This window comes from Vibrio sp. ED002 (assembly GCF_023277445.1).
Lineage (GTDB): Bacteria > Pseudomonadota > Gammaproteobacteria > Enterobacterales > Vibrionaceae > Vibrio > Vibrio jasicida.
On the sequence record NZ_CP080238.1, the window covers coordinates 1533389 to 1552527 of the forward strand.

Below are 19139 nucleotides of genomic sequence, written 5' to 3' on the forward strand. Positions count from 1 at the left end.
AAAACGAGCACATGTCCTTTTGCGTACGCCATTTTTTGTGACGCAAATCACTATAATTTCAGAATCATCCATCTAAGAAGAACTAAATGACTAACATCGGCACCAAATTTCTGCTTGCTCAAAGATTTGTCTTTGACCCAAATAGTAATTCGCTCGCTGACCAACAAAGTGGCAACGAAGTTGTACGATTAGGAAGCAACGAAAGCCGTATACTCCTGTTGTTGGCAGAGAGACCTAACGAAGTATTAACACGTAACGAGTTGCATGAGTTTGTTTGGCGCGAACAAGGCTTCGAGGTGGATGACTCAAGCCTAACTCAAGCAATTTCTACCCTGCGAAAAATGTTGAAGGATTCAACTAAATCGCCAGAATTCGTAAAAACAGTCCCTAAACGCGGTTACCAATTGATTTGTTCTGTTGAACGTTTAAGCCCGTTGTCTTCTGATTCTTTCCCTGAACTTGATGATCCAGAGAATGAAAACGAAGCGCCTGTCGTAGATTTAGAGCAATTCACAGAATCTTCGACGGAAACAATTGCTGAAGCACCTGTTGAACTTGAAGCGTCATTAGAAACACCAAAAACAACACCAGCACCAAAAACAAACCACTGGATCGCGCGCGTGCTTGTTATTGTCGCTCTGCTATTGCCAGTGTGCGTATTGTTACTAACTAATCCTGCAGAGTCTCAATTCCGTCAAGTTGGTGAGTACCATAACGTCCCCGTTATGACACCCATTAATCACCCACAATTGAACGATTGGCTGCCATCCATTGAGCAGTGCATCAAACGTTATGTGGAGCATCATGCGGAAGAGTCTTCGCCAGTCGAAGTTATCGCCACTGGCGGCCAGAACAATCAACTGATACTTAACTATATTCATGATAGCGACCATTCATACGAGAATGTGACGCTGCGAATCTTCGCTGGTCGTAATGACCCAACAGACATCTGCAACTAAAGGAGGCTGAAATGAAGATTAAAATAGCATCTGCGGTTTTAGCCGTATCTATCCTTTTTAGTGGCTGGTTATATTGGGGCAGTGACCTAAAAGTAGAACAAGTACTGACAGCAAACGAATGGCAATCTACCATGGTCACACTGATCACTGATAACTTGCCAGACGATACTGTAGGTCCACTACGCAAAGTCAATGTAGAATCGAACGTGAAGTATTTACCAAACGGTGACTACATCCGTGTAGCAAATATTCGATTGTTTGCGCAAGACTCAACGGCGGAGTCAACCATCAACATTTCGGAAAAAGGTCGATGGGAAGTGAGCGACAATTATTTGTTGGTATCGCCTGCGGAGTTCAAAGATATTTCGGCCTCTCAGTCCAAAGACTTCTCTGAATCGCAACTTCGTCTCATTACTCAAATCTTTAAGCTAGATGCCGAGCAGAGCCGTCGCATTGATGTCGTGAACGAAAAAACGTTACTACTGACTAGCCTGAACCACGGTTCTACGGTACTGTTTAGAAACTAATTTTGATTCGATGATAAGGGGGCAAGATGCCCCCTTTTATTTTGGACATGGACTGGCTAGATACCCTTACCCTCTTCTTTGGTTCCCTCATTGCAAATACGCTTGCTTCGCTTTCTGGCGGAGGCGCGGGCTTGCTGCAATTTCCGTTATTGATCTTTCTCGGTTTGCCTTTCTCTGTAGCACTCGGTACACATAAAGTAGCATCAGTGGCTCTTGGGTTAGGCGCAGCGAGTACCCACCTCAAAGCCGGAACAATAAAGCCTAAAATTGCGCTTTACCTGATTCTAGTTGGCAGCATTGGCGTTGTAATTGGTGCAAATTTGATTGTCCAAATTCCTGATAACATCGCAGAGAAAATGCTTGGCTCGATGATCCTAGCTCTTGGAATTTACTCTCGCTTCAAGAAACAGTTGGGGCAGACAGAGATACCAACTCATCGCGATACCTTTGGCTGGATAGTCGGCGGGTTAGGTTTGATGTTCATTGGTATAGTGAATGGCTCGTTGACTGCCGGCTCTGGCTTGCTTGTTACCCTTTTCCTTGTGCGTTGGTTTGGTTACGACTACAAGCAAGCGGTGGCCTATACAATGATTTGTGTCGGTCTGTTTTGGAATGGTATCGGTGGCGTCGCAGTGGTACAAGCCGGAGCGCCAATTCATTGGGCCTGGTTACCGGTTTTATTAGTGAGTTCATTTTTAGGCGGCAGCTTAGGTGCATGGGCGGCGACAAAGTACAGCAATCGAGTTATCAAAATCGCGTTTGAAATCCTCACCTTTGCAGTCGGCATCAAGCTGTTGCTTTAGTATTTAAAGAAAGGAAATTAGAAATGGATAAAGCCATCATAGACATTCACTACTGTCGTCAGTGCAATTGGATGTTGCGTTCAACTTGGCTATCGCAAGAATTGCTTCATACATTCAGTGAAGAGATTGAAACCGTCAGCTTACATCCTGATACGGGTGGCCGTTTTGAGATTTTTTGCAATGGCGTCCAGATTTGGGAACGTAAAAAAGACGGGGGTTTCCCTGAAGCCAAAATCCTAAAGCAACGCGTAAGAGATATCATCGATCCAGAACGCGATTTAGGTCATTCAGATACAAAATAGGGAGCCAATGGCCCCCTTGATTACTTATCTAATTACCGATTTATTCGATGACACCAAAATTAAATCGTGGTCTGTGCTAACACTTCACCTTCTGGCGTTTGCACCGTTAGTGTGTTGCCTTCCATCAAACCATAGCTACGTGACAAGCCATTTCTTGGGAAGGTCATTGATCCCGGATTAAAGATGATCGCACCTTCTTGCATCTCTGCCACTGGAACATGAGTATGACCATGAGCAATGATGTCGCCTTCACGCAATGGCGGGCGTTTTGTACTGTTGTATAAATGACCATGAGTGAGGAACATACGCTTACCCGACTCCAATAGCAGCCATGCGTATTCCGTCATCATTGGGAAGTTCAACAGCATTTGGTCAACTTCACTGTCACAATTACCACGAACAGAGATGATCTGCTCACTATATTGATTAAGTAACTCTGCGACTTGTGGCGGGTTGTAACCTTCTGGGATTGGATTTCTTGGCCCGTGGTTTAACGTATCACCCAATAAGATGAGATGGTCAGCACCAGAGGCCAAATAAAGCTGGATAGTTTCTTCGGTTGCCGGCAAAGAGCCATGCAAGTCTGAGGCAAAAAATAGTTTCACGACATCGTCTCCTCAAAATGTATGAGGGTATTCTACGGCATTCTTATAGAAGCTCAACCAAAGTACAAAACTAGTGATTACGAAGCATTTCAACCAACATTGGCACCAAGTAGAACCAAGCAAAATAACCGGCCCCCACAAGGATTACAGCCCAAAATATCATCGATAAAAACTTAGACTTGGCTAGGTGGTTTAGTGGGTCTGGCTCTCCACATCCTGGACAGGTGTGAGCTCGTTTTGATATTTGCTTCTCGCACACAGGGCAAGCAACTAGCGGCATGACATGACATCCTCAATTATTTCTTTAATTCTCAAAGAATAAGCCTCAGTTTACGGATATGCAATGGCACAAATAAGTAATTATTACTCGGTTTGCTATTTGTCGCTGTGATGAGAATGTTTCCGTTCTTACCCTCTATTGAGCCATTAACGAAAAGAGCCGCCTATACCTCTTCTCTCGCCATACCATTAATCACAATGTTGTTGTAACTCACCATGCCAATGACCTCACCATTTTCAATCACTGGTGCGCGACTAATACCAAATCGTTCAAATAAGCGTGCGCAATATTTCACATTCATGTTGGGATCGACGGACAGTGCTGGTTTAGTCATGATTTCATAAAGATTGGTTCGTTGCGGAGAACGATTTTTTGCCAGAACTTTTTTAGCGATATCGTTCATCAGAACAATGCCATATTCATCATCGCTATCACGCTTATTAATCACCAGCGCTTTAACTTCACTCCTTTTCGCTAACGTAATACCTTCATGAACCGTGATTAACCCATCTACAATAATATACGTTGCAGCCATCACGTCTCTGACTCGAATTAACTCGTGATTACTCATAATTCGTCCTCTACCACTTTGGTCAGTTTTTCTACTTGGTGCGCGACGCCAACCGCATCCTCGACATCAATTTGTACGGCAATGCCTTGGCCTGACTCTTGGTCGAACTCTCCGACCTCGCTGATTGTCTCTAGTATGTGTCTGGATAAATGCTCTTCAACAACAAACAACAACACGTCTTTTTGCACTTCTAAAGTCAATCCAAAGAAGGTGCGTTTTTGGTTTAAACCTTGCCCTCGAGCGTTGTTAATCACCGTAGCACCCGTTGCCCCTGCATCACGAGCCGCATCCAGCACTTTGTCGGTCTTGCTATCCTCTACAAAGGCCAGTATTAGTTTAAAGCGCATTCTCTTTTTCCTCCGCAGTCTCTTTGTTTAACCACTGGGTGATTTGGGCATAACCCATGACAGAAATTATTGGGAATAAACTGGCAAAGGCGATCAAACCAAAGCCATCTATCATGGGGTTTCGTCCCGGAACCGTCGATGCCAACCCCAAGCCAAGTGCAGTCACCAAAGGCACTGTGACCGTAGACGTCGTCACGCCACCCGAATCGTAAGCCAAAGGAACGATTAGCTTTGGCGCGTAAAAGGTTTGAATCACCACCACGATATAACCTGCAATGATGTAATAGTGAATCGGATCGCCCACTACGATTCGGTAACTGCCCAACGCAATGCCAACCGCGACACCTAAAGCAACAGCAACACGTAACCCGTTCACACTGATGCTGCCACCAGACACTTGATTAGCTTTAATGGCCACCGCGATAAGAGAAGGCTCCGCTATGGTGGTACTAAAACCGATAAAGAAAGCGAAGATGTACACCCAGTAATAATCAACCCAACTCAAGGCTTGGCCGATTGAGACTTTAAACTCCAGCAAGAAAGCTGGAGCAGTCAATTGAGTCGCCATGGTTTCACCAAGTGGAAACAGCGCCATTTCCAAACCAAGCAAAAATAACGATAACCCTAAAATAACGTAACCAAAGCCAAGTATTACTTTGGGTAAGTTTGAAACTGGACGGCGCAGCACTGCCAACTGAAAACCGAAGATAATGGTCGCGATAGGAACCACATCAGTGATGGTTGAGATAAAAGTATCGATGAAATGCGCAAAGGAAATCATGCCACCACCATCCCATAAACCATCACAAACATCATCGGTAACAAGGAGGCAAAAGCGATAAGTCCAAACCCATCAATCATGGGATTGCGTCCTTTGATCGCCGATGCGAGCCCAACCCCAAGAGCAGTAACCAGAGGCACCGTGATGGTAGAAGTCGTCACACCGCCAGAATCGTAAGCCACACCGATGATAGATTCCGGCGCAAATCCCGTCAGTATCACAACGCCGATGTAGCCTCCGATGATCATGTACTGAATCGGCCAACCTTTTAAAATCCGAAGTACGCCTAATACAATCGCCACGCCCACCGACAAAGCAACCGTTAAGCGCAAGCCATCTGCGTATTCCTCCATTGATTGCTCAGTATTGGCAATCATCCCTCCCTCAGCCGCCACCTCCGAAGCTTCTTCCGCTACAGCAGTCAATGCTGGTTCAGCAATGGTTGTCCCGAAGCCTAAGCAGAATGCGAAAATCAGCAGCCAAAACACGCTGCCTTTACTGGCAAAAGCTTGCGCCATGTTTTCGCCAATCGGGAATAACCCAAGCTCCAAACCAAAGATAAAGAAGGTCAAGCCGAGAATAACCAAAAGAAGGCCAAATAGAATGGAGACAAGATTAGGGAGTGGCTCTTGCAAAACAACGAGCTGAAAAAAGGTAATAACAAGAACGATAGGTAGTAGGTCGCGAGCACTGCTGAGTAAGGCTCGAAACAGAGCAAAAAATGCTTCCATATACGCCTCCTACCCTAATGTCATCTTCCTTTAAAGTCAGCATGACACAGTTTCCTGCAACTAAGTGTGAGCCGCACTCGATGATTAATAACATCTTGTTACATTTATTCAAATTGTGAGCTTCACATCGCTTCACAACAAAACGCTTCTAACTGCTTAGGAACTAATAATAAAATCGACAACGCAAGTCATTGAAATGATCATGCTAGGCCGTTAACGACTATAATGTTTGAATAGTTTTACAATCAAAGGGATAACATGAAGATATTACTGACCGGTGGTACAGGCTTTATTGGCTCTGAGTTACTTAAACTGCTTACCACGCATCAAGTCATGCTGCTTACTCGCACCCCAGAGCAGGCGAAGCAACGCCTACAGCATGCTGATGTCGGTAATATAGAATACCTCGACTCCCTTGATTCGATTGAAGATCTCAATGACGTCGATGCGGTGATTAACCTTGCCGGCGAACCGATTGCAGATAAACGCTGGAGCAAGGAGCAGAAAGAGGTCATTTGTAACAGTCGGTGGAAAGTGACCGAGCGGATCGTTGAATTGATTCACGCCAGTACCGAGCCACCAGTGGTATTTATTAGCGGCTCTGCGGTTGGCTATTACGGTGACCAGCAAGACCACCCGTTTGATGAGTGCTTACACGTGAATAGCGATGCTTTCGCTCATTCTGTGTGTGCTCGTTGGGAGCAAATTGCCAAGCGTGCAGAATCTGAACAAACACGAGTGTGTTTAATTCGTACTGGTGTTGTCCTCGGTCAAAATGGAGGCGCGTTGGCAAAAATGCTGATGCCCTACAAACTAGGTGTAGGTGGGCCGATGGGAAGCGGTAAACAGTACATGCCTTGGATTCATATTCTGGATATGGTTCGCGCTATCATGTACCTACTTGAAACCCCACATGCTCATGGTGAGTTCAACTTGTGCGCCCCCCACCCTGTCAGCAACCGAATTTTTAGCGGTACACTGGCGAAAACCCTCAAGCGACCGCATATCCTGTTTACTCCTAAATGGGTGATGAACATGGCGATGGGAGAGTCATCGTGCTTACTGTTCGATAGCATTCGCGCTAAGCCTAAGAAACTGACCGAGCTTGGTTTCAAGTTCAGCTACTCAAGAGTTGAACCCGCACTCAAGAACTTGCTTCAAGACAGAAGTTGTTGAATCATAAGGCTCACTACCTCCCAGTGAGCCCCTTACTATGAAAAAGTCAGTTTTAATCACCGGATGCTCTACAGGCATCGGGTACGTGTGTGCCCACGCTTTACAAAAAGAGGGCTTTCACGTTATTGCCTCGTGTCGCAACGAGCAAGACGTTCAACGCTTAACCAGTGAAGGCTTAATCTGCATTCAGTTAGCTCTTAATGATCCTCAAAGTATTTCTGCTGGAGTTTCAACAGCTCTGGAACTGGCCGAGGGGACACTCTATGCCGTGTTTAACAATGGCGCTTACGGACAACCTGGCGCATTAGAAGATCTACCGACAGAAGCACTTCAAGCACAATTTCAGACCAACTTTTTTGGCTGGCACCAACTCGTAAGAGAAGTGTTGCCACACATGCGCAAACAGGGTGAAGGAAGAATCATCCAAAACAGCTCTGTGCTAGGGTTTGCGGCGATGAAATATCGTGGTGCCTATAACGCCTCTAAGTTCGCTCTTGAAGGCTGGACAGACACGCTACGTTTGGAATTGATGGACACCAACATCAAAGTTGCACTGATCGAACCCGGCCCAATAGAAACCCAGTTTAGACAAAATGCCTTAAAAGCTTTTGAGCAGTGGATTGATGTGGAAAACAGTGCCCACAGAGCGGCTTACGAAGGACAAAAGCAGCGTTTGGATAACGACAAGTCGAACAACAAATTTGTCCTTCCAGCTGAGTCTTGTATTCAGCCGGTGCTTCACGCACTCACCAGTGATAAACCCAAAATCCGTTACCGAATAACCACACCGACCAAAGTTTTTGCGGTATTGAAGCGCCTGTTACCAACTCGTATTCTTGATAAGATTTTGCGACAAGCAGCATAAAAAATTTTTATCACGATGTAATTTTACCGTAACAATGTGATGTCATTATGAGCATGTAGGTTAAGAAAGCCTCAATGTTCGAATCAATTTCTAGGTTAGTATCTTCATCCATCGTGCCTGAACGCGATGTGGATACTCACTTTAGATTTGGTATCGCCACCCTTTCTGTTTTGTATTTTCGCGAGACAATAATGACATTAAATCAGCTTAACTGGCTTAGTGTGGGTGTAGTGTTGACCATGTTCATCCTATTTTGATACCACACCCAGCACACCACTATAACGTCTAACAAGACTTTCTAAAGCGTGCTGGACTAGCCAAATTTAATAGCACTTTCGCTTGCTATCAGGAATACGCTGCTTCGGCAGCGTTTTTCCTTTCTATCGCTTGAATTTCCCAAATATCAACTCCATATCTACAATCAACGACAAGAAACAAAAAGCAAGGATACTCTGATGCAATCCCCATTTATCGTTGAGTTAACAGAACAAAATTTCCGTGAAACGCTTGAAGGATCAATGAACACGCCTGTATTGATTCACTTTTGGGCGGGCGCTCAACCAGAAAGCGCACAAGTGATTCCTGATCTACAAATGCTGACTCAGCAATACAACGGCGCATTTACCCTTGCTCTATTGAACTGTGAACAGCAACCTGCTCTTGCTTCTCAATTTGGCGTGCAAGTGCTACCAACCATCGCATTATTCATGAACGGCCAAGCCGTCGATGGTATGGGTGGTCCTCAGCCTATTGATGCGATTACAGCAATGCTGCAAAAGCATCTACCAAGCCAAGATGAGATGCAGTTGAAGCAAGCAAGTGAATTGCTTCAACAAGGTGAGCACGCTCAAGCATTAGCGATTCTACAAACGCTATCGGAAGAGCTTCAAAACCGTGGCGACGTGAAACTGGCGATGGCAGATTGCTTGCTAGAAACCAAACAGTTTGAATTGGCACAAACGCTGTTAAGCGCGATTCCGCTGGAATATCAAGACAACTACTACAAAGGTTTGATCGCGAAGTTAGACCTGCATCTTCAAGCAGCAGAAAGCCCAGAGCTTCAACGTCTTGAACAAGAACTAGCAGCAAACCCTGATAACATTGAATTGGCGTGTGAACTTGCGGTTCAGTACAACCAAGTAGGTCGCGATGAAGAAGCGTTAGAGCTGCTTTGGAACATTCTTAAGACCAACCTAGGCGCACAAGATGGTGAAGTGAAGAAAGTCTTTATGGATATCTTGAGCGCACTTGGCCAAGGCAATGCGCTGGCAAGTAAGTACCGCCGTCAACTTTACTCGATTTTGTACTAAGCGAATCGATTTAAAGCAGGACAGCTCAAATAGAAAAGGCCGGAAAACTCCGGCCTTTGTTGTTTCTACCATTCCTAAAACACCCGTCACGAGAGAGTTTGGTACTAAAAATCACTGTACAGCGTAGGTACCGCAGGTGGGTATTCAATCGGCTGCCAGCGGTCATTGAAGGTGTATTTTCCGTACAGCATGAAATGGTTTGGCGTATAAAACTCTGAACGCTGTAGATCCACCAGCGCACCGATATACCAACGTTTACTCACTCGCTTCTCAACGGCTGCTTGCAGCGATGCACCAAAGCCGCCACCGCGCTCAGAACTATCACCAGAAGATAAATAAGGCGCATCTTCTTCTGTCCATGAGTTAGAAATGGAAGCACTCAATTGATACGACCATGTGCTGCCGTACCGACCGTAATAGTTGACTGGCAATGACACAGAGAAATAGCTTTGCGGACTGTAGTAGCCACCATGCCCAAGAGTGTATTCACCCAAGTTTTTGTCATAGTCGAGATACATCAAGTTGGTGCCAATGCTCAGGCGCTGATCATCCGTTGCGATCAGTTTGTAGTAAGCCCCACCAAGCACACCGAGACGAGTATTGTCTTCAACGTTTTCACCCGTCAGTGCATGGTATTGCAGGCTGCTCCAAAAACCGTAAGGGCCACCTATATCCCAGCTCGAATTGAGCTTAACGCCAGTTCGAACTACACCACCCCATTTTTTGCCTTGAGGATCACTGGTTCCACTCGGTACTGTCATTCCAGCATAAGAAAGTGTGCTGCTGGTTTCAGGTCGGCGAGACGCTTCTGCTGTCCATCCGAAGTCCCCGAGATCACCATCCACACTGACCCCGCCTACCCAAGTAGTATGGTCAAAACCAATCGGTGTAGTGCCGATATCCACTTGCCAATCTTTGGCTTGCCAACCCACACCAAGCGCCATACCCGATGCATCATTTTGAACCGTTGTTGTAGTTGGGAATTTTTCAGGTTCCTTCTCGTAGTAATCTAGCTCGCCCGAATCGATAGATACGTAATCCGCTCTCAGCAGCAGATGCCCATCGAGTGACTCAATCGGAATACGCGCTTCGATTGGCACTTGGTTAGATGAGTTACGCCCATCACGCGCACTGTAATCCCAACCAATAAGTACATGACCATCACTGCGGTCATGGAGCGTATCGATGTCCGACTTAACATTTCGCGTTAGCCAGTAGTCATCGGCTGTGTCATACAACTCACGCAACGTAAGCGTCTCTAGACTTGCTTCATCTGGTTTTGCACTTTTTTCAATTCGATCACTATTCAGTGCCTGACGTCCGCGCTCTTCCGCTAACGTCCATTGCTGATTGTCCATCGCAATAGACATGCTGTTGCGATACGCCAGAGCGTCAGCGCCCTGTGTATCATCGAGCAAGCGGTTCAGGGTGTTCGCATCATTGCGGTAACCAAGTTGATTGAATACCGAAGCAACCGTCATCAGCTGAGCAGCATTCAGCGTGTCACGCTTCTTATTCAAGATCAGATGCAAGTCGTGATAGGTTGCCTCATCCCCACTCTGTGCGCTAGCTTGCAGCAACCCCACCTGAGCTTGCGTCTTGAATGGTTCAGGTTTTGATGAGATACGTTCATATAAAGCCATTGCTTGCTCTGGTCGTTGATTCGCGAGTAACAAATCCGCTTGCGCTAAAGTACGACGTGTTTTGAGTTCATCAAATTGCAGCGCTTCAGAGGCACTGACTGCTTGCTGGTCTTTACTCAACGCCAAGCCTTCGTACCATTGGTCGAAATCGTCAAACTGATTCAGGCTCACCATCATACTGCCGTAAGCGAGTTTTTCGTCGGTAGACCATTTGCTTGAGGGGCGAATACTTTGATAAATACGCTGCGCTTCATTGACCTTTTCAATCTCTACCCAAGCACTTACAAGCCTCGCTAGAGGTTGAACTTGCCCAGCATATTGCGACTCAAGCGACGTCAACATGGTAGTAACCGTCTTCGGTGAGGCCTGATAACGCGAGGATAAATCTTGTAAATCGGCATTGAGCTTTAAGCGTGTGAGGTTACGCTCCATGGCTGGGGTAACCTCGCGCTTCGGCACACTCTCTAACTCAGAAATCGCCGCATCGACTTTAAAATCTTGAGCGAGATACAAGGCATACGCGAACTTCATTTCCGGATCAGTGCTGTTCGTCGCCCATTCAGACATCAGTTTGTCGGCACGACGTTTATCCCCCATAGAGCGAACCACATCGGCAATATCTAGCCTCAACCACGGCGATATTGGCTTCAGCTCAATCAGATCTTCCACTGCAGATTGCATACCTGCTTGGTCATCTTTCGCTATCGCAATGCGCAATCTCGCCAGAATGATCTCAGATTGAATGCCATTGATTTTCTCAGACACCACCTGTTTTTGCGCTGGAGAAAAGCGCTGTGCAAGCGAAGCCGCGCCCGCCCAGTCCTGCTGCTCAATACGAACATCGAGTCGTCCACGTAAGGCAGATCCGTTCAGCGCTTCAAGTTTTAGTGCTTGGATATAAGCTTTATCTGCCGCGGCATAGTTCTTTTGTGCTAAGTAAAGCGCCCCTAAAGAGGTAAAAGCATAAGGCTGTGTTTTATCAGACTGAATGGCTTTACGGTAAAGGCTTTCAGCTTGTTTAAACTGCCCTTTCTCAGCCAGTGCATCACCTTGATCCAAATAAGCCCAATATTGCGAGGTTTCAATCAGAGTGGCCCATTTCGAGGCACTATCCGGGTCTTTATCTAACTGCTGTGCACGTTCAAAATACTCAAGCGCCTTTTGTTGCTGACCTTTACGCAGATAGACCTTGCCCATACCACCCAATATTTCTGGGTCGTTCGGACGCGTCGTCATCGCATAACGCAACTGCTTCTCAGCTTGCAAGGTTTTGTCTTCATCCAGCAGTTTGAGACCTTTCAATTTGGCAAGATAGGTTGGGTCCTTACGTAGATCTTGCTCGGTTTCCCAGCGCTTCTTCGCGCCTTGGTTGGCGCGTTGAATCTCAAGATCTGATGGATAGTAACTCGCAAGAATCGCGTATTGTTGAACCACTTGTTCTGAGATAGGCAGTTGATCGAGAGCACGCAACCAAGATGTCGCCGCACTGCTGCCAATGACTGGCGCTAAAGCGAGCTTTTTGTAGGTATCCAAAATCCATGGGTCAGCTGGGTTCTCTTTGCGGATATGATTCGCCAATGCGAGTTGAAACTGAGGCACACCCGGGTAATCTGCATTTAAGCGCTCTAAACCTTGTTTTACCACCTGCCAACTTCCATCAAGATTGCTTTGCAGCTGAAGAAACTCTAACTGCAATGCAGCAGAAGGCATGCCGTTGGGGAAAATGACTTTATACGCTTGGATGGCTTCTTCGTAACGGCCAGATTTAGCCAGCAGCTTAGCTCGTTGGTAATCGCCTTTGTTATCTCCTTGAAGAGACATGATGGCAGCCAAGTCTTTGGCTTGTGGAGAATTTGGCGATTGTGTAGTTAAACGTTGAAACGTCTGCTTCGCCAGCTCAGGTTGCTTACGCTTTAAGTACATATTGGCTTGATAATACAAGCCAATCGGGTTGCCTTCCTCAATGGCAAACAAACGCTCTAACGTACTTTCAACAATGTCGTCGCGTCCTATTGCATCCGCCAGTTTCAGTTGTTCAACTAGCCACTCCACCGAATTTACCCGAGCAAGAGATGTCGAGAACTGAACCGTTTCAACTGGTTGATATACTGCGGCTAACTGCGCTTTGCTAAGCGGGTTTGAACTAAAGCTTTGTGCGTAAACAGGAGCAATCCCGCTCGCCATCATGGCCAGCGAGATCAACCACGAAGCACGTCTTGCTATTGGCATTGCTCGCTCCATGCAGGCAACAGTTCACCTTGTTTGCCAAAGCGGTAGCGCGCCTGATGCCAGCCTAGGCCAAACAAACTCAAAACATTGTCGTAGTAGTGGTCGTTTCTGTCCGAGATAAGCTCTTGTTGCGCTCGGCTTGCTTGTGCTTTGAGCAGCTCAGACTCACCAGATGCCGCCAACAAAGGCAAAGCAGCGGCAGAAAATCCTGCACTGCCAACTTGAGTGTACTCACCCGTTTCTGTATTCACTTCTCGTGGTGGTGCACCGAGCGCTTCAGTCGCTGCGACAAAGGGCTGCATTTGCTGAATCAGCTGAGCTTTTTCTGCGACTTGGTCATCAAGCATACCCGTCCATAAGTAGGTACGAATGGCGTTGTAACTGCCAATTGGCCCAGTCACCGAATCGGCACTGTACTGGCCTTGGCTGAGCGTTGCCCAATCAGGGCTGAAACCTTTTGGCATGGTTTGCGTTAGCATTTGCGCGCTTGCTTTATACATGACATCCCATGAATACTGCGGATACAGAGCTTCCATTCGGGCAATCAGCTGTAACGGCACATAGCTCGGGTTCACACGGTAGCGATCACCAAACTCAAATCCTGTTGGTGCAGGCAGTAACACGGTGCCCACACCGTCAATGGTTACAGCCTCTTCTCGTAGAATACGACTAGCAAGCAGATGACCAAGCGATTGGTAGTAATAGTTATCCCACAGTCGACCCGCTTCAACTAAAGCGTAAGCAATCCAAAGGTCGGAATCCGATGCTGCATTGGTATCTAACACACCAAAACTGCCGTTCGCTTTTCGGCCCCATAACCAAGCTGGCAATCTTGCCGTAAGGTCACCACCAGCTAAATGCACTTGAGTCCAGTTTAATACTTCGGCAAACGCTTTTTGATCATTGGCAACCAAAGCAAAAAACAACGCATAGGACTGGCCTTCCGATGTGGTGATCATGCGTTCATCGCTGCCATCCACGACTCGACCTTGTTCGATATAAACCGACTTGAATGTGTCCCATTGTGGCCAGTCACACGTGTTTGCCCACAGTTGAGGAGAAGTCAGTAGCATGATAAGTGCAATCAACTTTTTCATTCCTCTTCCTCCTCAGTCTTCTCTAGACGTTTTGCAGCAACCTGACGCAGAACACGCCAAAGCACAATAGTCACGATCACCATCAATAACGCAGCGAAGCATGCCACGATGATTGGATGATTTGAGAAGTGGAACCACACTAATTGCCACACTGGCAATTCACCCACAAAGTAGTGAGAACCAACGTTATAGCTCGCGACTTCATCTTTTCTTAGCGTCACCACAGAGCCAAACATATGCTCCACTTTGCCCGAATCTGCGAGAGCTTCATCAACCGTAGCAAAATCGGCAGGGTGAGCAGCCATAATAGACACTAAACTGCGATTATTTGTGTAAGGTGATTCCATACCATAAATCGCAGCAAAGGAGCCGCCTGCTTCCACTGAAACGTAGTCAGCTGGCACTTGGTTAGCGTCGCTTGGGTTCATCCAGTTCATGCCAAGCTGCTGTTCATTTTTACTTGGTAGACGAATTTGACGCTCGCCCGCTTCAACCACCAGATTCACTTGCTCTGGGTCGTTCGCCGCTTCTTCTAATGAACGCACCACTCCTATGCTCAAGATATCTTTGTCTTTTAGCGCTTGTGCATCCCACTTATCGGTCAACAAGACTTGGATGCCTGGGTAGCCAGAATCGCTGCCTAAAGAGCCCATGACATTCAGGAAGGTTTGCAGTGCTTCCTTTGGTGCATTTTTGGCTACTACAACAGCGGTTTCAGACAGATCCGCCATACGTGTGTACGGGAAGCCAGATGTTGCAAACGCGCGCATGTTTGGCATTTCGATGTAATGCGGGAAGCCGCTAAAGTCGAGCGTAGAGTCGCCATCAACCACGGCATATTGTTTGCTTGGTTGAGTGACCTGACACTGACCATCTGTGACAGAGGCAAAGCCAAATTCAAAATCGATCTGGTTTTTGCTGCCCACTTTGAATGCCGGAATACGAACACGGTCGTCGCTGCTCAGAATGCTGTCATCCAACAATGGGACACGAACGCGGTTAGAGTCGCCACCCTGACCCGCAGTGGTCAGGTTAAAGGCTTCGATGAACTGGTCGTTAATGCTCAACGTCAGACGGGATCCAGAATGGTCTTCCGTAGGCGGTGAGTAACGGTAGTTCAGATCCATTGGAATACCACGACTCTGCCAAGTAAACAGATCTGGCGGCAAACGTAAGCTCACGCTGATAGGTGGTGGTGTGCGACCTTCCACTTGCAGCATGCTCTTTTGTTCAACCAATTCAGACAACGCAACCGGGCGATCTGTGCTCACCCAGTTTGGCGCATCGTAAGGCACGCGAGGTTTGATTTGCTTCACCTCGTTGATCTTGGCAATGGGGCCGGTAAGAATCTGGTTACCCAATGCCAAGCCACGTACTGCGGTGTTTAGGTCAGCACTGTCACGACCAATCACCAGCAATAACTTCGCGTATGGGTCGGTTGGGTGGGTAATCACCTGTACACGCGGGCCATCCGTATCTGGGAAGTCTTTTAGGAATTCAGGTTTGTTGTCGTTGGTGATAAACACCACGGCGTTGCGCTCTGGCAAAGTGTCGAAACTCAGAGGGAACTGCGCACCGCGCCAAGCCGCTAAAGAGCCAAAGTAGGAACTCAAAACACCAGCGGCTTTCACTTCGTCTAAGTCATATTTATCGCCCATCACGACAGGCAGATTAAGTTGGCTAAAATCACGAACATCAAAGAAAGGCGCTGGCAATAAGCTCAAATCGCTTTCTAGCTGCGTTTTTTGCACAAACATTTCGATGCGGCTGCTTTGGCTGATCTCGGCCCAAATACTGGAATCATTCGGGTTGGCACAGTCTTTTTGAGTATTGCCAATCAGCTCAAAACGAATTTGGTTGTAGTTACTGAAGTAACGCGTATCCAGCGGCATAGAAAGACTGAGCTTTTTACCCTGCTGGCCATCAACGATAGACGCCACGCCCATCAACTCGTTGTTCAAATACACTTTGACGTGTGAAACCAAGGCAAGTAACGCTGGCGAAGGCGTAATATCAAAGTACAACGTGGCTTTTGAAACCACCTCATCAAGGCGAGAGCCAAAGCCAACATAAGCGTTCGCTTCACTGCCCTGAATCGCAATTGAGCCGCTGTAGCCCAATTGAGTAAATGGAACAACTCGCTTAAAGACGGTGGCATTTTCCGCGCCTTGTTGCTGAGCTTGGGGTTCCGACAATTGCTGTTTTACTTCTTGTGCCGCGAGACTGCCCGACATACACATCAGAGTGATTGCCGTCGTCAACGCTGTTAGTTTTTTATTATTTAGCATGACTTGTGGTCCTGATTGGGACATAGCGAGGTCGAAGTGACCAAATAAATTCGATACAAAATAAAAGTGCATCCACACTGACCACGACAAATTTCGGGCAGTGTTGTAGCAAGCGCTTGTATCCATTAAAGCCGACTTGTAGAACGGCTTGCATACTCGATAGTGGCTTATCTGCTTGATAGCCTTGTTGCCATTTCGCCCATGTATCTGCTCGCGCAAATGTACATTGGACGTATTGGATTTGTTGTTGATGCGACAATTCATTGAGTTGCATACCGAACATGCCTTTATGAGCATAGGCAACCGTCATCGGGAACACGAATTCTTGTCCACCACGATTCAGAATCACTTCGAGTGACTGACCGAGTAAGTACTGGCAAGTTTGTTCGTCAACGCCATCGATTTCTATGCGGACGCCCCCCAATGAAAAGTCTTTCATCTGAGCTTGAATCAAATGCCCAGAATGCAATCTCACCGCAACAGGAATTGCCACCTCTACGCGGTGATCTTTTCGTACCTGTTTCGCTTCTACCGCAACCGCGACCGCTGCACCTAAGATCAGCAAGTTGTACATCGTCCATACTAAGTTCACGATGACAGTGCCGACCTCATCCTGGGGCCCCCACCCCATTCGATACAGGCCCACGGCAAAACCAAGAATATTCAGTGCCACGAGCACCAAATACGGTCGAGAGATCACCCAGTCGTAATGCGATTTTTCAACTAAGCCCCCTTTCGCCGTTACATTGAATGTCCCTTTATGAGGCGCAAACAAAGCGACGGTGGTTGGTCTTGCGATGTACCAAGCAAGCACGGTTTCATACACTTCTCCCCAGAAGGAGTAACGATAGTCACCCTGCATGCGTGAGTTGGTCATACTGGCGTGGATCATATGCGGCAAAACGTACAGGATGATCGCCAATGCTGGTGCGTAAATGACGTAAGAGTGCAGCAGTAAAAACGCCAGAGGTGCAATCAAAAACACAATACGCGGTATACCGGATAAGAAATGCAGCATGGCATTGACGTAACAAAGCCGCTGCGACAACTTCAGCCCTTTACCGGTGAGCGGGTTGTCGACCCTGAAGATCTGCGCCATGCCCCTCGCCCAGCGAATACGTTGCCCTACGTGTGCCGATAAGGTTTCTGTCGCTAAACCCGCTGATATCGGCTGCTTAAGGTAAGCAGAGCGATAGCCCAATCGGTGCATGCGCAGTGACGTATGTGCGTCTTCCGTTACGGTTTCAACTGCAATACCACCCACTTCTTCAAGCGGTTCACGGCGCAAAATGGCGCACGATCCACAGAAAAACGTCGCGTCCCATAAATCGTTACCATCTTGAATCAACCCATAAAACAAGTTGCCTTCGTTAGGCACATTGCGGAAGTTCGATAAGTTACGTTCAAACGGATCTGGAGAGAAGAAGTGGTGCGGAGTTTGAATCAACGCCAGCTTCGGATCTTTAAGGAACATCCCCATCGTGAGCTGGAAGAATGCTCGAGTTGGAATGTGGTCACAGTCGAAGATCGCCACAAACTCACCATCCGTCTGCTTTAACGCATAGTTGATGTTACCGGCTTTGGCGTGCTCGTTAGTTGGCCTGCGAATGTAGTTAACCCCTACGCTCTTTGCGAAGTCACGGAAGCTGTCTCGTTTACCATCATCGAGAATGTGAATTTTTAATTTGTCTTTTGGCCAGTCCACACCCATTGAGGCGTACACCGTCGCTTTAACCACATCGAGATCTTCGTTGTAAGTCGGAATCATCAAGTCGATGGTTGGCCAAGTCGATTGATCTTGTGGCATCGAAACCGGCTTTCGGTTAAGCGGCCATATATTCTGGAAGTAACCCAGCATCAACACGATCCAAGAATAGGTTTCTGCCAAAAGCAAAATACCCCCTAAGATCAGTGCAATAGGATCGTCCCAGTTTAAGGTTGATGAGTAACGCCACCAGAGATAACGGCAAGATGCTGTCACCGAAAGAATGATGAGCAACATGGTCGGAAAGCGCCCCGACATGCGTCGCACCATCATGGCAAGTGCCCACAATAAAAGCACAAATACAGTCTGTGCCTGATAGCCGAATGGCACGGTAAAACAGAGCAACGCGAGCAACGCCACGAGGAACAGCAATGCATAGTTCAATACCATCGCAGACTTGCTGGCTTTCATGCGTTCACGAACTTCAGGATCTTTAACTTGGTTGGCCGTTTGTTCTAACCAACGAACACTTTTCGCCACCAGCTCAAACGGCAAGTAGAAAGCATTGCGGATTTTCTCAGCAAGATGCATCACGACACTACTGGCTTGATGAGACCAAGCGGACGCCACACTTTGCTTAAAACACAGTAACCAAACGCTCTGGATAACAAATCGAATCGGGTCGAATAAGCGAGGAGCGGCGTAGTTAACTTGTGGGAAATAGATCAGCGGCAGTTTCCAAGAGGGAACACCAGCAACCACTGGTTTTAGGAAAACAAAGCTCAATGAAAACCAAACAGAAAGCACAATGTTGCCCAACCAATTGGTTTTGCACTCCCAAGCTTGCTCATACGCCTGCTTGTGCGACTGAAATTGGTCGACTATCCAGCTTTGGAAGATAAGGTTAAGGCTACGCATGC

17 protein-coding genes are annotated in these 19139 nt (G+C 47.1%); 7 read left to right on the forward strand and 10 right to left on the reverse strand.

Features of this window, described 5'->3' with window-relative positions; all coding sequences use genetic code 11:
* Positions 1–86 precede the first annotated feature (86 nt).
* The 4 genes from ITG12_RS07035 to ITG12_RS07050 are packed head-to-tail and all read left to right on the forward strand — an operon-like array spanning position 87 to position 2591.
* Complete coding sequence (locus ITG12_RS07035) at positions 87–959, forward strand: transcriptional regulator (RefSeq protein WP_061036232.1); 873 nt, start codon at positions 87–89, stop codon at positions 957–959.
* Positions 960–970: 11 nt separating this feature from the next.
* Positions 971–1486, forward strand: a complete 516-nt coding sequence (toxS, locus tag ITG12_RS07040; RefSeq protein ID WP_038865718.1) for a transmembrane regulator ToxS — start codon at positions 971–973, stop codon at positions 1484–1486.
* A 47-nt stretch (positions 1487–1533) separates the two neighbouring features.
* The gene (locus tag ITG12_RS07045) at positions 1534–2289 is read left to right on the forward strand and encodes a sulfite exporter TauE/SafE family protein (protein ID WP_042602238.1); all 756 of its coding nucleotides are present in this window, start codon (positions 1534–1536) and stop codon (positions 2287–2289) included.
* A 23-nt stretch (positions 2290–2312) separates the two neighbouring features.
* Complete coding sequence (locus ITG12_RS07050) at positions 2313–2591, forward strand: SelT/SelW/SelH family protein (RefSeq protein ID WP_005436938.1); 279 nt, start codon at positions 2313–2315, stop codon at positions 2589–2591.
* 59 nt (positions 2592–2650) lie between these two features.
* Here the strand turns inward: ITG12_RS07050 and yfcE are convergent, their stop codons facing one another.
* The 6 genes from yfcE to ITG12_RS07080 form a co-directional block, all read right to left on the reverse strand.
* Positions 2651–3196: a phosphodiesterase gene (gene yfcE, locus ITG12_RS07055; RefSeq protein ID WP_038877557.1), complete on the reverse strand. Its 546-nt coding sequence runs from the start codon at positions 3194–3196 to the stop codon at positions 2651–2653.
* 70 nt (positions 3197–3266) lie between these two features.
* Positions 3267–3476, reverse strand: coding sequence for a hypothetical protein (locus ITG12_RS07060; RefSeq protein WP_080774343.1), 210 nt, complete (start codon positions 3474–3476; stop codon positions 3267–3269).
* A 163-nt stretch (positions 3477–3639) separates the two neighbouring features.
* A complete protein-coding gene (locus ITG12_RS07065; protein WP_038865724.1) occupies positions 3640–4047 on the reverse strand; it encodes a CBS domain-containing protein in 408 nt (135 codons plus the stop codon).
* Positions 4044–4394, reverse strand: coding sequence for a P-II family nitrogen regulator (locus tag ITG12_RS07070; RefSeq protein ID WP_005436932.1), 351 nt, complete (start codon positions 4392–4394; stop codon positions 4044–4046). Before ITG12_RS07070 ends, ITG12_RS07065 begins: the two co-directional genes overlap by 4 nt.
* Positions 4384–5175, reverse strand: coding sequence for a DUF1538 domain-containing protein (locus ITG12_RS07075; RefSeq protein ID WP_038865726.1), 792 nt, complete (start codon positions 5173–5175; stop codon positions 4384–4386). Before ITG12_RS07075 ends, ITG12_RS07070 begins: the two co-directional genes overlap by 11 nt.
* Positions 5172–5906: a DUF1538 domain-containing protein gene (locus tag ITG12_RS07080; RefSeq protein WP_038865727.1), complete on the reverse strand. Its 735-nt coding sequence runs from the start codon at positions 5904–5906 to the stop codon at positions 5172–5174. Before ITG12_RS07080 ends, ITG12_RS07075 begins: the two co-directional genes overlap by 4 nt.
* 258 nt (positions 5907–6164) lie before the next feature.
* Between ITG12_RS07080 and ITG12_RS07085 the strand changes: the two genes are divergently transcribed.
* The 3 genes from ITG12_RS07085 to ITG12_RS07095 all read left to right on the forward strand — a co-directional run bounded on the left by ITG12_RS07085 (position 6165) and on the right by ITG12_RS07095 (position 9257).
* Positions 6165–7082 (forward strand): TIGR01777 family oxidoreductase, encoded by a 918-nt coding sequence (locus ITG12_RS07085; RefSeq protein ID WP_038865728.1) that lies wholly within the window; start codon positions 6165–6167, stop codon positions 7080–7082.
* Between the two features lie 37 nt (positions 7083–7119).
* Positions 7120–7947: an SDR family oxidoreductase gene (locus tag ITG12_RS07090; RefSeq protein ID WP_248873902.1), complete on the forward strand. Its 828-nt coding sequence runs from the start codon at positions 7120–7122 to the stop codon at positions 7945–7947.
* A 455-nt stretch (positions 7948–8402) separates the two neighbouring features.
* Positions 8403–9257 (forward strand): co-chaperone YbbN, encoded by an 855-nt coding sequence (locus ITG12_RS07095; RefSeq protein ID WP_005436922.1) that lies wholly within the window; start codon positions 8403–8405, stop codon positions 9255–9257.
* A 104-nt stretch (positions 9258–9361) separates the two neighbouring features.
* On the opposite strand, the gene ITG12_RS07100 is transcribed toward ITG12_RS07095, so the two are convergent.
* The 4 genes from ITG12_RS07100 to bcsA are packed head-to-tail and all read right to left on the reverse strand — an operon-like array spanning position 9362 to position 19137.
* Positions 9362–13129, reverse strand: coding sequence for a cellulose synthase subunit BcsC-related outer membrane protein (locus ITG12_RS07100; protein ID WP_248873903.1), 3768 nt, complete (start codon positions 13127–13129; stop codon positions 9362–9364).
* Positions 13120–14226 carry a cellulose synthase complex periplasmic endoglucanase BcsZ gene (gene bcsZ, locus ITG12_RS07105; protein WP_248873904.1) on the reverse strand — a complete coding sequence of 369 codons (1107 nt, stop codon included), beginning with the start codon at positions 14224–14226 and terminating at the stop codon, positions 13120–13122. The genes ITG12_RS07100 and bcsZ overlap by 10 nt, the downstream gene beginning before the upstream one ends.
* On the reverse strand, positions 14223–16514 hold the full coding sequence (bcsB, locus tag ITG12_RS07110) for a cellulose biosynthesis cyclic di-GMP-binding regulatory protein BcsB (RefSeq protein ID WP_248873905.1): 2292 nt from the start codon (positions 16512–16514) through the stop codon (positions 14223–14225). The genes bcsZ and bcsB overlap by 4 nt, the downstream gene beginning before the upstream one ends.
* On the reverse strand, positions 16504–19137 hold the full coding sequence (gene bcsA, locus ITG12_RS07115) for a UDP-forming cellulose synthase catalytic subunit (protein ID WP_248873906.1): 2634 nt from the start codon (positions 19135–19137) through the stop codon (positions 16504–16506). Before bcsA ends, bcsB begins: the two co-directional genes overlap by 11 nt.
* Between the last annotated feature and the right edge of the window lie 2 nt (positions 19138–19139).

Bases quoted from the DNA above. Each gene is read 5' to 3' on its own strand.
- ITG12_RS07035 (WP_061036232.1), top strand. From the start codon at position 87: ATGACTAACATCGGCACCAAATTTCTGCTTGCTCAAAGATTTGTCTTT.
- toxS (WP_038865718.1), top strand. From the start codon at position 971: ATGAAGATTAAAATAGCATCTGCGGTTTTAGCCGTATCTATCCTTTTT.
- ITG12_RS07045 (WP_042602238.1), top strand. From the start codon at position 1,534: ATGGACTGGCTAGATACCCTTACCCTCTTCTTTGGTTCCCTCATTGCA.
- ITG12_RS07050 (WP_005436938.1), top strand. From the start codon at position 2,313: ATGGATAAAGCCATCATAGACATTCACTACTGTCGTCAGTGCAATTGG.
- ITG12_RS07060 (WP_080774343.1), bottom strand. From the start codon at position 3,476: ATGCCGCTAGTTGCTTGCCCTGTGTGCGAGAAGCAAATATCAAAACGA.
- ITG12_RS07065 (WP_038865724.1), bottom strand. From the start codon at position 4,047: ATGAGTAATCACGAGTTAATTCGAGTCAGAGACGTGATGGCTGCAACG.
- ITG12_RS07070 (WP_005436932.1), bottom strand. From the start codon at position 4,394: ATGCGCTTTAAACTAATACTGGCCTTTGTAGAGGATAGCAAGACCGAC.
- ITG12_RS07075 (WP_038865726.1), bottom strand. From the start codon at position 5,175: ATGATTTCCTTTGCGCATTTCATCGATACTTTTATCTCAACCATCACT.
- ITG12_RS07080 (WP_038865727.1), bottom strand. From the start codon at position 5,906: ATGGAAGCATTTTTTGCTCTGTTTCGAGCCTTACTCAGCAGTGCTCGC.
- ITG12_RS07085 (WP_038865728.1), top strand. From the start codon at position 6,165: ATGAAGATATTACTGACCGGTGGTACAGGCTTTATTGGCTCTGAGTTA.
- ITG12_RS07090 (WP_248873902.1), top strand. From the start codon at position 7,120: ATGAAAAAGTCAGTTTTAATCACCGGATGCTCTACAGGCATCGGGTAC.
- ITG12_RS07095 (WP_005436922.1), top strand. From the start codon at position 8,403: ATGCAATCCCCATTTATCGTTGAGTTAACAGAACAAAATTTCCGTGAA.
- ITG12_RS07100 (WP_248873903.1), bottom strand. From the start codon at position 13,129: ATGCCAATAGCAAGACGTGCTTCGTGGTTGATCTCGCTGGCCATGATG.
- bcsZ (WP_248873904.1), bottom strand. From the start codon at position 14,226: ATGAAAAAGTTGATTGCACTTATCATGCTACTGACTTCTCCTCAACTG.
- bcsB (WP_248873905.1), bottom strand. From the start codon at position 16,514: ATGCTAAATAATAAAAAACTAACAGCGTTGACGACGGCAATCACTCTG.
- bcsA (WP_248873906.1), bottom strand. From the start codon at position 19,137: ATGCGTAGCCTTAACCTTATCTTCCAAAGCTGGATAGTCGACCAATTT.